Here is a 13,351-nt window from a genome sequence, read left to right as displayed (position 1 = left end):
GTGCGTTCAGCGTGCCGTAAAGCCACCGTCGATCATGATGGTCTGGCCGGTAATATAGGCCGATGCATCGCTGGCCAGAAAGACCGCGCAACCGTAAAGGTCCTCAAGCTGCCCATTACGGCCGATGCAGGTTTGTGCCGCGTTTTTGTTTGCCAAGTCCGGATCGGAGAACACCGGTTCGGTCAGTGGCGTGGGAAAAAAGCCCGGGCCGATGGCATTGCAGGTAATGCCGCAGGAACTCCATTCCTGGGCAATGGCGCGGGTCAGCTGCACCACGCCGCCCTTGCCAGCGCCGTAGGGCGCACTCCTGGCAAAGGCACGATAGGATTGCAGAGAGGCAATATTGATGATGCGGCCCCACTGCCGTGTGGCCATGGCCGGCGCCAGGGTTTGGGTGAGGAAGAAGGGTGCGGCCAGATGCAGGTTCATGTGCAGAAGAAAGGCCTCAGGCCTGACGTCCATGAAGGGCTGGCGCAGATTGACGCCGGCCACGTTGCACAGGATGTCAATCCGCCTGAACTGCTCAAGGGCCTTTTTGCCACAGGCAAGCGCCTGTTCCGGGGTGGAGAGGTCGGCGGCCAGCAACTGGGCATTGATACCCGCCGTCTGCATGTCTGTACAGGCTTTGGCCAGTACTTCAGCCCGCCGGGCCACCAAAATGACACGAGCACCGGCCAGACCCAAGGCACGGGCAATGGCCTCGCCGATGCCGGAATTGCCACCGGTCACCATGGCCGTCCGGCCTGAGAGATCAAACAGTTTGGTAATGCTGTTCATGATTGCACCTCACGGAGGCCTATTCCTTGACTGGAGTGCCCAGGTCGAAACTCTGGCCCGGGGCGTATTTGGCCAGGCGCGCGTCCGCGGTGCGGGCGTGGGCCTCCATGCCTTCCAGCCGGGAGATGCGCGCCGCGACGCCGCCGATGTGCACGGCCGCATCTTTCGTCATCCGCTGCCAGGTCAGGGTCTTGACGAACTTGTGCACCGACAGGCCGCCAGAGTACTTGGCCGCGCGTCTGGTGGGCAGCACGTGGTTCGGGCCGCTGCACTTGTCGCCGTAGGCCACGGTGCTTTCCTCGCCCAGAAAGAGCGATCCGTAGGCCGTGAGCTTTTCCAGCCACCAGTCCAGATCCGCAGCTTGCACTTCCAGATGCTCGGGCGCGTATTCGTCCGATTTGGCCGCCGCCTCTTCGCGGGTGTCGCACAGGATGACTTCGCCATAGTCACGCCAGCCCCCGCTTGCCGCCTCCTTGGCCAGAGGCGGCAGTTTGTCGATGAGTTCGGGCACGCGCCGCATCACCTTGTCAGCCAGAGGTCGGCTGGTGGTGATCAGCCAAACCGGGCTTTCCACGCCGTGCTCGCCCTGGCCGACCAGATCGCAGGCCACGATTTCCGGATCAGCGGTTTCGTCGGCCAGTACAAGGATTTCCGAAGGCCCGGCAAAGACGTCTATGCCCACCTTGCCGAACAGGACGCGCTTGGCTTCGGCCACGAACTTGTTGCCAGGTCCAACCAGCACGTCGGCTTCCCTGCCGGTGAACAGGCCGTAGGCCATGCTGGCAATGGCTTGCACGCCGCCCAAGGTCATGATGATGTCCGCGCCGGCAGCTCTGAAGGCATACAGGAGATAGGGATGCATGCCCCCGCCCCGGAAGGGGCTGGAGCAGGCGACAATGCTCTTCACGCCGGCTGCCTTGGCCGTGGCCACGGTCATGTAGGCCGAGGCGATGTGCGCATAGCGGCCGGCGGGAGCGTAGCAGCCGACCACATTGACCGGGATGACACGCTGCCCCGCGGTGACACCGGGGTACAGTTCGACGCTGAAATCTTTTATGGAATCTTTTTGCGCCAGGGCAAAATCATGCACCTGTTTCACCCCAAAATCGATGTCCTTTTTGACGCCGGCAGGCACCTTCTCGATGGTTCTTCGGATTTCCGCTTCGGTCATGATGATAGCACCAGACCACTTGTCCAGCTTCAGAGCATAGCTGCGCACAGCCTCTTCGCCGTGCTGAAGAATTTCAGCCAGCATTTCATTGACCACATGCTGAGCTGTGGCGCTTTCCGTTTCCGGCGTTTTACTCGCCCTTTTCAAATAGGTGACAGCCATATCTTCCCTCAAATATGTCAGGCGCTTTCGTACAGTTTGGTCATGATAAACTCACGATGCCCCAGAACTTCCGCACAGGTGTTGCGGCCGTTGCAGGTGCGGAAAAGCATTGCCAGGAGCTTGTCGCCTGCCTGATCCAGGTTAATTTCCCTGCGCAGGATGCCGGAAACGTCCACGTCGATGTGCTCGCTCATGGTGCGCACGGTGCGCGGGTTGGCGGAGAGTTTGATGACCGGCAGAATGGGGTTGCCAATGATGTTGCCCTGACCGGTGGGGAAAAAGTGTGCCACAAAGCCGGAAGCGGCACACAAAGTCACCATTTCGGCGGCAGCCGATGAAGAGTCCATGAACCACAAACCAGGACCCGTGGGCACTTCAGCCTTGTCCAGACAGCCGATGATCGGGGCTTTGCGACCGATCTTCTGAACATTGCCCAGCGCCTTTTCCTCAATGGTGCTCAGCCCGCCTTCGATATTGCCCTTGGTCGGTTGGGAATCGCAAAGGTCATTGGTCTTATGATCATCCACCACCTTGGCATAGCGGTCGAAAAAGGCCTTGAACTGGGTACGAACATTTTCGTCCACACAGCGGGCCATGACCAGATGCTCGCCGCCGGTAATCTCCGTCGTCTCGCCAAAGAGTGTGGTGGCGCCGGCCTCCCACAGCTTGTCAAAGGCATTGCCCACGGTGGGATTGGCAGCAATGCCCGAGGTGGTGTCGGACTCGCCGCATTTGGTGGAAACCCAGAGTTCGTGCACCCCGCATTCGCAGCGCTGCAGTTCGGTGGCGTAGTGCACGAACTCCTTGGCTTTGCGGGAGGCTGCACAAATGGTCTCCAGATCACCGTGCTGCTCGATGGCAAAGCCAGCCACCGGCTTGCCGGTTTTGGCTATGCCGTCCACAATGCGCTGGGTCCACTGCGGCTCGATGCCGATAACCACAGCAGCCGCTACATTGGGGTTGCAGCCCGTGCCGATCATGGTGCGGAAGTGCAGTTCCAGATCTTCGCCGAACTGCAGGCGACCGTAGGCATGCGGCAGGGCCAGGGCCCCCTTCACATTGTTGGCCACCGCTTCGCAGGCGGCATTGGAAAGATCGTCCAAAGGCAGGATGATCACATGGTTGCGAATGCCGACACGACCGTTATCGCGCCGATAGCCCATAAATGTATTGTTCATCGGAATTACCATCTCTTGGTTTTAATGTTGTGCACGTGCAGGTGCTCGCCGCGCCTGATGGGCTGCACTACCTTGCCGATATCCGTGCCGTATTTGATGACGGTATCGCCCACCGCCAGATCTTTGAGCGCAATCTTGTGTCCAATCGGAATGTCACTCAAGGTTTCAAACTCCATGGTCGAATCGCCGTCCATGACCCAGCCATTGAGCTTGTCGCCTTTTTTGATTCCCTCAACCACGACAACGCCGACGCTGTCGCCGGGTTCGTGCACCACAAAATGGGTTGTCATTGCCTTCTCCTTTCCCTGTCTACCGTTGTTCAGGTTTCATGCCCTGGCAGTGGGCGCCCTCGCCTTCTGCACACCTGCCTGCGGCCCTCGTTGTTACAGTTTCATCAGCAAAACCTGTGCCACACATCACCGATAGTGCAACATATGGAAAATAAAGAATTTTTTATACGAATCCATGAACGGGAGCAGGAGGTAATTGTTCTTTTGAACAATTCTGATTATATATGGGCATAAATGTCCGCATACGAGTACCGACACAAGAATATAGCAAACAGATATGGAAAATGCAGATAGCGGATTGGGCAACCCGGCATCCGCCGTGGGACAGGTAGTGCAGCACCTGGCTGGCGTCATTGGCGACCAGATGGACAGAAACGCATTTTTTCAGGTACTGACCGAGCAGTTGCGCACCTTCTTTCATTATGACCGCTGCTGCATCAATCTCTATGACGCGGAGCGGGAATTTCTCAACCTCTTCACCGCCGCCGACGGCACGGTGGTGGAATCGCTGGCCAACACCAGGGTAGCGCGCAACACAGTGGCAGGCCTGGCTATTGCCTCAAAAAAGCCGGTGCTCATCAACGATCTGGCCGCGCAGAACCTGGGTGACGGTCCCATGCCCCTCTCCTCGGTAGGTCTGAACGCCACCATTGCCCTGCCACTCATCATCAACCGGGAAGTGATCGCCACCCTGCACGTCTCCTTTGTGCGGCAGCCCGGCAATGTAGTGGAAATTCTGCGTTTTCTCATCGGCCTCTGTCCGGTCGTCACCACGTTCCTCTATGCCGTTCTTGCCGACGAACGGGACAACAAATCCCGGGCAACCCTGGCGCCGAACGATGCCGAGCTGGCCAGCCGGCTGCTGAAAACTCCATCCATGTCCAGGGTCATGGGTATTGCCAACCAGGTCGCCAAGCTGAACATCCCCGTGCTCATTACCGGCGAGACCGGCACCGGCAAGAGCGTACTGGCCCACTGGCTGCACCGGCACAGCCCCCGGCACGAAGAAAACTTCGTCAAGGTCAACTGTCCCTCGATCGCCCCCAGCCTGTTCGAGAGCGAGATGTTCGGTCATGCCAGGGGCGCCTTCACCGGGGCCACGACCAAACGCATTGGTCGCGTTGAACTGGCCCAGCACGGCACACTTTTTCTGGACGAAATTGGGGAGCTGGCCCCGGAGATGCAGAGCAAACTCCTGCAGGTCCTTGAAGAAAATTCCTTTGAACGCGTGGGAGAGACCACCTCGGTCGAGGTGGACATCCGCCTGATTGCGGCCACCAATATTGATCCTGAACTGGCTATGAGGGAAGGCCGGCTTCGCCCTGACCTCTATTATCGTCTGGGCTCTGTGATCCTGCCCATGCCGCCCCTGCGCACACGCAAAAATGACATTCCCCTCTTCACAGAGTATTTCGTCCACCAGTTTGCCAAACAGCACGAAATCACACCGCCCCATCTTGCCCCCTCCGTGCTGCAGGCTCTCCAGGGACACCCCTGGCCTGGCAATATTCGGGAGTTGCGGAACGTGGTCACCCGGATTCTCCTGCATTCTCTGCATGGAGCCGTGACCGAAAACTTTGTGCGCGAAACCTTGCGCCTGCATAATCCCTTGTCCCTCGAACAGAGGCCCATGGCGCAGGCCGGCAGCTCGAATATCCCACACCTCGCTGCGACGGACGAGGCACTGCCCACTCTGGCGGAAAATGAACGCCGCCTGATCGAAAAGGCGCTCGCCTGCACAGGCGGCAGGATATCCGGCCCGAACGGCGCAGCGGCGCAACTGGGCATTCCACGCGGCACCCTGCAACACCGTATGCGCAAACTGGGCATCCGGACAGGAAAAGATGCCATTCCTTCCGGCAAATGAATCGGCGCATGCCAGCCGGAATCCTCCTCCCCCAACAGCGGGTCGGCAGCGGAGCGCAGTTTTGTATGCAGGGCAGGAATCGTGCGGCAATCCGCTGCATTCCCGCCGGCAGGCCGGGAAAAAGCCAGATAACCGGAAGTCATAATTGCAGATTTCTGGAAAGGAGTTTAAGCTGGTTCTCAACAGGTCACCCAAAACCGTACCTTGTTCATCATACAGTTCCTAAAGGAGGATCCCATGCTGAAGTACAAAGAAGGAGTGGACATTCTCTCGGATCTGGGCGGCGTTAAAACTATCGCCCAGGCCCAGGAAATCTTCAGGCAGAAGCTCAATCCGGAGCATCAGAAAAGGCTGGCCGCCATCACCTGCGAAGAGGCGCTTTTGCGGGTGGCCAATGCCATCGCCCTCTGCGACCCGGACAATGTTTTCATTCACACCGGCAGCGACGAGGATATGGCCACTGTGCGCAAACTCAGTCTGGAAAAGGGCGAGGAAAAGGAGCTGGCCATCAAGGGGCATACCTATCATTTTGACCTGCCTGAGGATCAGGGCCGTATCGTGGCCCAGACCTTCTACATCGTCAACGAAGACGAAGGACTGTCTTCACTGGCCAAAAAAGAACCACGCCAGGAATCCCATAACTACATGAAGCAGTACATGCGCGGCATTATGCGCGGCAAAACCATGTTTGTGGGCTTCTACATCCGCGGGCCGGTAGGAGCGCACTCCGCCATCCCGGCCATCGAGATGTCCAGCTCCACCTATGTCATGCACTCCGCCGGCCTGCTCTACCGCAACTGCTACACCGACTTCAACAAGGAGGTCGCCCGCCGCGGCGAGTTCTTCACCAACCTGCACGCCGAAGGCAGCAACCGCTCGGAAGACATGCCCAAGGCCCGCATCTATATGGACCGGAGCTGGCAGACCACCTATTCCAGCTACTGCACCTATGCCGGCAATACCCTGATGATGAAGAAGGGCAATCACCGCTTTGCCACCGACTGTGCCCTCTACAAGTTCCCGGGCAAGGAACTCTCCGAGCACATGTTCATCACCGGCATCAATGGCCCCGGCGGCCGCATCACCTTCTGCGCCGGCGCGGCGCCATCCGGCTGCGGCAAAACCACGACCGCCATGGCCGGCGACCGCTTTGTGGGCGACGATCTGGCCCAAATGTGGATCGCGGAAGACGGCACGCTCCGCGCCGTGAACCCGGAAGTCGGCATTTTCGGCATTCTGAAGGACGTGAACAGGGAAGGCGATCCCTACCTCATCAAGTGCCTGCGGGAAGAAGGCACGGAAGTCATCTTCTCCAATGTCCTGATTGACGAGAACAAAAAGCCGCGCTGGGAAGGCGACGGCGAGGAAATCCCGGCCTGGGGCAACAACTATCAGGGCCAGTGGACCAAAGACATGCAGGATGTGCCCATGTCCCATCCGAATTCCCGCTGCACCCTGAAAGCCGAGGCCATCGAAAACCACGACAAGGCGCGCAACTCCGATCCCAAAGGGGTACAGATCAAGGTCATCACCTACTCCGGCCGCGACAGCAACACCATGCCGCCCATCTGGGTTGCCAGGAGCATGGATGCGGGCGTAGCCATCGGCGCGTCCATCGTGTCCAAGGCCACGGCCACGGAAATGGGCGCCACCGGCGTCAAGCGCCAGCCCTGGGCCAACGCGCCTTTTGTCGCACCGCCGCTGCCCGAGTATCTGCAGGCCCAGTTCAATTTCTACAATTCAGACGCCCTGAAGGAGAAACCGGTCATGGCTGGTCTGAACTACTTCCTGACCCATGAGGCGCGCGGCGGCAGCGGCAAGGGCCTTTTGGGCGAGAAGCGCGACGTGCACGTCTGGCTGGGCTGGCTGGAGCTGTACGCCAATGGCGATGTGCAGGCGCTGGAAACTCCGATTGGCATGATCCCGAAATACGAAGACCTGAAAAAGCTCTTCAGGGAGAGGATCGACAAGGAGTACCCGGAAAGCCTCTACACCATGCAGTTCTCCCTGTATATCGACAACATTGTTGACCGTATCGATATGCAGACCGAGGCCTGGAAGCAGGAAGAAAACGCCTCCGAACGTCTGTTCCGGGTGTATGCGGAGCAGAAAGAAGGGCTGCTCGCACTGAAAAAGAGTATGGGCAATGTGGTGAAGCCTCAGTACTTTGTGAAGTGAGCAACACCGTTTTCGCTGCAGAGCCCCTTTCTCGTTTGGGAAAGGGGCTCTTTTTGGTACAGCAGCCCGCTGAACAAGTCGGGCATTGCAGATGGCGAGTAAAAGATGGACAAATGCCTGTGCGCAAAGGCCTGCCCCGAAAGCTGGCCGCGCATCCGCTGCGCCCCGATCCGGGTTTTGGCGTGCTGTCCGGGCTCTTTTGAGCGCTGCAACAGGAGCTGGTTTTGGCGATGACAACACAAACAGCCGCCCCCCTGATTTCCCTGCGCGACTACCTGCGCCTCTGGAAGCTCTTCACGCTGGCCTGCGGCGTGAGCATTCTGGTTTTTGGCGCGTACAGGGTCGGCGCTTTGGACTGGGATGTGCCGCTCAGTTTCCTGATGGCCCTTTTCACCTATATTTTCGCACCCATCAGCAGCCGGGCGCTGGTGCGCAGACGCTGGGTCTGGCTGCCACTGGCCCTTGTGGGCGCATGGTGGTCGGTGGATGGCGTGTACTGGGCCTACTGGTCGTGGAAAAATCCCTTTGTGGCGGCAAGCATGCGGACCGCCAATATCCCGACCTCGGCCTGCCTATACTGCATCTGCGCCTGCCTGTGGCTGCACGACGGCCCGCTCCGTGAGGCATTCCCCGGCAAGGCGCGAAACCGCTCAGGACAAGATGATGACGCAGCCCGGTAAAACCAAAACCCTTTTCCGCTGCCGGCAGTGTGGCTTTGAAAGCCGGAAATGGCTGGGCCGCTGCCCGGACTGCGGCGCCTGGGACAGCCTGGTGGAAAGCGCAGCCACGCCACCTGCCGCCAGAAGGCACACCGGGGCGGAAGCGCAGGCGCTGGTGAACGGTGGGGGACCTGCGCCGGAGGACAGCCAGCGCCTTGTCACGGGCATCGCCGAGCTGGACCGGGTGCTGGGCGGCGGCATTGTGCCGGGCTCTCTGGTGTTGATCGGCGGTGATCCGGGCATTGGCAAATCCACCTTGCTGCTGCAATTCATGACAGGTGTGGCGGCCGCTTACGGTCAGGTGCTGTATGTGACGGGCGAGGAGTCGCTCAGCCAGATTCGGATGCGTGCCGGCAGACTCGGGCTTGCGGAGTCTGGCATTGCCGTTTCCACAGAAACCTGCGTGGAAGCCATTGTGGAGCTGGCTGCAAAAATGCGGCCCGTGCTGCTGGCCGTGGACTCCATTCAGACCGTGAGCAGCGAGGAGGTGGCCTCCACCCCGGGCTCCATTACCCAGGTACGGGAGAGTGCGGCGCGGCTCCTGGCCCTCGCGAAAAGGGAGAATATCCCGGTTTTTCTGGTAGGCCACGTCACCAAGGACGGCAGCCTGGCCGGACCGCGAGTGCTGGAGCATATGGTGGACACGGTCCTCTACTTTGAGGGCGACCGCGGTCAGATGTTTCGTCTCCTGCGCACCGTAAAAAACCGCTTCGGCTCCACCAATGAAATCGGCGTGTTCACCATGAGAGAGCAGGGACTCGCGGAAGTGGCAAACCCCTCCGCGCTTTTTCTGGCCGAGCGGCCGGAAGGAGCGGCCGGTTCGGTGGTGCTGCCCAGTATGGAGGGCACCCGGCCCATTATGGTGGAAGTGCAGGCCCTGGTGAGTCGCTCGAACGGCGGTTCGGGCCGGCGCACGGCCATTGGCGTGGATGCCCAGAGACTGGCGCTGTTGACCGCGGTGCTGGAGAAAAAGCAGGGCATCAACCTGATCGATCACGACATCTTTTTAAATATAGCGGGCGGCATCCGCATTGACGAACCCGCCCTGGACCTGGGCGTGGCTGCGGCCCTGCTATCCAGCTATCTGGAACGACCGATCGACGCCCATACCGTGGTTTGCGGCGAAATCGGCCTGGCCGGCGAGGTGCGCGCCGTGGGGCAAATGGAGCAGCGCCTGAAGGAAGCGGCTAGACTGGGCTTTACGCGCTTCCTGCTGCCCGTTGCCGCCTGGCGACAGGTGCAGGAACAAAAAAAGCGGGTCAGGGGCATGGCGCTCGTGGCCATCGCCAACGTGGGCGAGCTGGCGGAGGCGCTTTTTGCCGCAGAACAATACAAACAGATAGAGAAATGAGCGCCAGGGCAGCTCCAGATCCGGCCAAACCCGGCTTCGTGCCCGGCCTGCTGACTGCCGCGCCATGACCGCCGCATGAGCCGCTCCGATCTGAGCGCCCGGGTCGATGGGCAGCTTCCGTAGCGACTGCTCGCCCGAACAGATTGCGGGCCGTCTGCGGCTGCACTATCCAGAGGATGCAGGCTTGCGCATCAGAGGGAGAGCATCTGCCACTGGATCTCTGCAGCCGTACAGCCTGGCGGTACCAGTTTCCGTCCTTTGCGCCGCGCCCACCGGCACCGCAGGCGACAAGGCAGGTACGGCCGGGGCAGAGGCCGGTTGCCCGGGCGTATCGATATAGCCGGCGGCCACAGCCTCTTGCAGGCAGAACCCACTTTGGGGACTGGGAGGCCAATCTGCTCTGTGCCGCCAGGGACCAGGCGGCTCATCGGCTGCATAACAGGCCTCGCAAATGTTTTCAATTTGCCTGTTGCTTTGAGTTTGGCAATCCAGCGAGTAAATCCGGCTTTACGCCCGGGCGTAAATCTGGGCGTAAATTTATAGAAAACAGGCGTAAACGAAAACAAAAAACGAAAAGCAGGGTAAGCAACGAAAAGACGGAAGCAGGCACGAAAAAACCCGCAATCCCCTGCAGGACTGCGGGTCTGTATCTGAAACCCCAGTAAAATCCAGGGTAAATTCTGGTGGGCCGTTAGGGATTCGAACCCCAGACCAATTGATTAAGAGTCAACTGCTCTACCAGCTGAGCTAACGGCCCCTTCTTGAGGTGATGTCTGCCGGAATCCTTTGCCCTTCCGGGGCAGACGGGAGCATCTATAAATGACCTGCGGGAAATTTGCAAGAGGATTTCCGGCCTTTTCGGGCCGGGCAGGCCCGATTTTCCGGCATGCCCGCTGCGTTCAGGCCGATTCACGGGTTTTCAGGAACACCACATCCGGAAACAGCTCCTGCGTATGGGCAAGCCGCCACTCGCCTTCAGCCAGATAGCTCAAACGACCTTCCGCGTCGTAGGCCAGATTGAACTGGTTTTTTTTCTCGAACTCCGCAAGTACTTTGGGATCCTCGCACTCGACCCAGCGCGCCAGCCCGAAATTCAGCGGCTCGGAGCCGGCCTCCACGCCGTACTCGTCCTTCAGCCGCGCCATGGTGATTTCAAACTGCAGGATGCCCACCGCGCCCAGAATATAATCGTTGCCCACCAGGGGGCGGAAGACCTGCACAGCGCCCTCCTCTGCCATCTGGAGCAGACCTTTCTGCAATTTTTTGATGCCCAGCGGATTGTTCAGCACCACACGCCTGAAATGCTCGGGTGCGAAATTGGGGATGCCCGTGAACTTGAGCGGTTCCCGGTCCGTGAACGTATCGCCGATCTTGATGGTGCCGTGGTTGTGAATGCCAATGATGTCGCCGGGCCAGGCCTCGTCCACGTTCGAGCGCTCCTGCGCCATGAAGACCGTGACATTGCCGAGACCGATTTCCTTGCCCAGCCGGTGATGCATCACCTTCATGCCCCGGGTGAATTTGCCGGAGCAGATGCGGAAAAAGGCGATACGGTCGCGATGGGCCGGGTCCATGTTCGCCTGGATTTTGAAGGTGAAGCCGGTAAAGGCCTCCTCCTCCGGGGCAACCGTGCGGGTCAGGGTGGCACGGGGGCCGGGCGGCGGGGCCAGTTCCACAAAGGCGTCCAGCAGCTCGCGCACGCCGAAGTTGTTGATGGCGCTGCCGAAAAAGACCGGCGTCTGCCCGGCCCTGCGGTACTCGTCAAAGTCAAAGGGATTGGCCGCGCCCTGCAAAAGCGCCACATCGTCGCGCAGACGAGCGGCCGCATCCGCACCCACGAGCCGGTCCAGCTCCGGGCTGGCCAGATCACGCAGCACCACACAGTCCTCGGGCCGGGTATCGCGGCTGGGCGTAAACAGGGCGATCTGTCGCTGTCGCAGGTCATAGACGCCCTTGAAGCCCTTGCCCATGCCGATGGGCCAGGAGAGGGGCGCGCACTCGATCTGCAGCTTGTCTTCGATGTCTTCCAGCAAAGCCAGCGGTTCCAGTCCGTCCCGGTCCAGCTTGTTGACAAAGGTGATGATGGGCGTGTTGCGCATCCGGCACACTTCCATCAGCTTCCGGGTCTGGGTCTCCACACCCTTGCCGCTGTCAATCACCATGAGGGCTGAATCCACCGCAGTCAGCACCCGGTAGGTGTCTTCGGAAAAATCCTGGTGGCCCGGTGTGTCCAGCAGATTGATTTCAAAATCCCGGTAATGGAATTTCATCACCGAGGTGCTGACCGAAATGCCGCGTTCCCGCTCCACGGCCATCCAGTCGCTGGTGGCGTGCAGGGCGGTTTTGCGGGATTTGACCGCGCCGGCCATCTGGATGGCTCCGCCAAAGAGCAGCAGCTTTTCGGTCAAGGTGGTTTTGCCCGCGTCCGGGTGGCTGATGATGCCGAAGGTGCGGCGTTTGGCGATTTCCTGTACAAGCGTGCTCAAGGCTGTCTGTCCTGTGAAACCTGACAAAAAAAGGGGGCGCCCTCATGAGCACCCCCTGGTCATTGCCTTTACGGTGAAACTACTTGAACATATCGGCGATGGCTTCCCGTTCGGCCTGCAGTTCCTGCTCGGTCTTTTTGATCATGTCCATGCTGAAGGCATCGCGATCCAGACCGCCGACGATTTGCCACTCGCCATGCTCGCAGGTGATGGGGAAGGAAAACATCAGGTCTTCGTCAATGCCATAGGGATTGCCCTTGCTGTACACGCCCATGCTGACCCACTGGCCCTTGCTGCCCAGGGCCCAGTCACGCATATGCTCGACTGCCGCGTTGGCGGCGGAGGCGGCGGAGGAAGCACCCCGGGCCTTGATAATGGCCGCGCCACGTTTCTGCACCGTGGGAATGAAGTCATTTTTGTACCAGTCGTCGGCAACAGCAGTCCTGACCGGCTTGCCGGCGGCGGTGGCATAGCTGATGTCAGGATACTGGGTGGAGGAATGGTTGCCCCACACGACGACCTGCTCGACATCCGAGGAATGGCAGCCCACCTTGTCTGCGATCTGGGCCATGGAACGGTTGTGGTCCAGGCGCGTCATGGAGGTGATGTGACGCGGATTCAGTTTGGGGGCGCTCTTCAGAAGGATCAGGGCATTGGTATTGGCCGGATTACCGACCACCAGTACCCTGCAGTCCGGATTGGCGTGGTCACTCAGCGCCTTGCCCTGCACCGTGAAGATGGCGCCGTTGGCCTTGAGCAGGTCGGAGCGCTCCATGCCCGGCCCACGCGGCCGGGAACCAACCAGCAGTGCAAAATCCGCGTCCTTGAAGGCAACGTTCGGATCATCGCTCGGGATGACGCCGGCCACCAGCGGAAAGGCGCAATCCTTCAACTCCATAAGCACACCCTGAAGTGCGTTCATCGCGGGAGGGATCTCCAGCAACTGCAGAATGACCGGCTGATCGGGGCCCAACATGCTGCCGCTGGCGATGCGGAAGATGAGGGAGTAGCTGATTTGACCGGCAGCGCCGGTCACGGCAACACGTACTGGTGCTTTCATGTGCTTTCTCCTGGTGTTGAGGAACGCCTTTCGCGGCGAGGGTCAAGGCCCTGCGGAACACTTCGGGGCACAGGCCATGCAAACCCCGAATAGGCCTATGTACCGGGTATTC

At 59.9% G+C, this 13,351-nt stretch carries 10 protein-coding genes and 1 tRNA gene; 4 read left to right on the top strand and 7 right to left on the bottom strand.

The features are described 5' to 3' along the window. Positions 1-6: 6 nt before the first annotated feature. From CAY53_RS05335 to CAY53_RS05320, 4 genes are read right to left on the bottom strand one after another with little or no spacing between them, the layout of a single operon-like run. Entirely contained in the window at positions 7-777 is a 771-nt protein-coding gene (locus tag CAY53_RS05335; RefSeq protein ID WP_104936248.1) for an SDR family NAD(P)-dependent oxidoreductase, read from the bottom strand. A 19-nt stretch (positions 778-796) separates the two neighbouring features. Continuing rightward, complete coding sequence (hpsN, locus tag CAY53_RS05330; RefSeq protein ID WP_104936247.1) at positions 797-2,110, bottom strand: sulfopropanediol 3-dehydrogenase; 1,314 nt, start codon at positions 2,108-2,110, stop codon at positions 797-799. A gap of 17 nt (positions 2,111-2,127) precedes the next feature. Further along, positions 2,128-3,288 carry a UxaA family hydrolase gene (locus CAY53_RS05325; protein ID WP_104936246.1) on the bottom strand — a complete coding sequence of 387 codons (1,161 nt, stop codon included), beginning with the start codon at positions 3,286-3,288 and terminating at the stop codon, positions 2,128-2,130. A 5-nt stretch (positions 3,289-3,293) separates the two neighbouring features. Further along, the gene (locus tag CAY53_RS05320; RefSeq protein ID WP_104936245.1) at positions 3,294-3,578 is read right to left on the bottom strand and encodes a UxaA family hydrolase; all 285 of its coding nucleotides are present in this window, start codon (positions 3,576-3,578) and stop codon (positions 3,294-3,296) included. A 277-nt stretch (positions 3,579-3,855) separates the two neighbouring features. Between CAY53_RS05320 and CAY53_RS05315 the strand changes: the two genes are divergently transcribed. The 4 genes from CAY53_RS05315 to radA all read left to right on the top strand — a co-directional run bounded on the left by CAY53_RS05315 (position 3,856) and on the right by radA (position 9,693). Then, positions 3,856-5,445: a sigma-54-dependent Fis family transcriptional regulator gene (locus tag CAY53_RS05315; RefSeq protein ID WP_104936244.1), complete on the top strand. Its 1,590-nt coding sequence runs from the start codon at positions 3,856-3,858 to the stop codon at positions 5,443-5,445. A gap of 237 nt (positions 5,446-5,682) precedes the next feature. Next, positions 5,683-7,623: a phosphoenolpyruvate carboxykinase (GTP) gene (locus tag CAY53_RS05310; RefSeq protein ID WP_104936243.1), complete on the top strand. Its 1,941-nt coding sequence runs from the start codon at positions 5,683-5,685 to the stop codon at positions 7,621-7,623. A gap of 230 nt (positions 7,624-7,853) precedes the next feature. Continuing rightward, complete coding sequence (locus CAY53_RS05305; protein WP_104936242.1) at positions 7,854-8,303, top strand: hypothetical protein; 450 nt, start codon at positions 7,854-7,856, stop codon at positions 8,301-8,303. Continuing rightward, positions 8,287-9,693: a DNA repair protein RadA gene (radA, locus tag CAY53_RS05300; protein WP_104937453.1), complete on the top strand. Its 1,407-nt coding sequence runs from the start codon at positions 8,287-8,289 to the stop codon at positions 9,691-9,693. Before CAY53_RS05305 ends, radA begins: the two co-directional genes overlap by 17 nt. Before the next feature lie 681 nt (positions 9,694-10,374). Here radA and CAY53_RS05295 read toward each other — a convergent pair. The 3 genes from CAY53_RS05295 to CAY53_RS05285 form a co-directional block, all read right to left on the bottom strand. Continuing rightward, positions 10,375-10,450 (bottom strand) — tRNA-Lys (locus CAY53_RS05295). A gap of 142 nt (positions 10,451-10,592) precedes the next feature. Beyond that, on the bottom strand, positions 10,593-12,179 hold the full coding sequence (locus CAY53_RS05290; protein WP_104936241.1) for a peptide chain release factor 3: 1,587 nt from the start codon (positions 12,177-12,179) through the stop codon (positions 10,593-10,595). A gap of 79 nt (positions 12,180-12,258) precedes the next feature. Further along, complete coding sequence (locus CAY53_RS05285) at positions 12,259-13,239, bottom strand: malate dehydrogenase (protein WP_104936240.1); 981 nt, start codon at positions 13,237-13,239, stop codon at positions 12,259-12,261. Positions 13,240-13,351 lie beyond the last annotated feature (112 nt).

The organism is Desulfobulbus oralis (assembly GCF_002952055.1).
Lineage (GTDB): Bacteria > Desulfobacterota > Desulfobulbia > Desulfobulbales > Desulfobulbaceae > Desulfobulbus > Desulfobulbus oralis.
The sequence above is the reverse complement of the archived record's forward strand: the minus strand, read 5'-3'. Positions and strand labels throughout refer to the sequence as shown.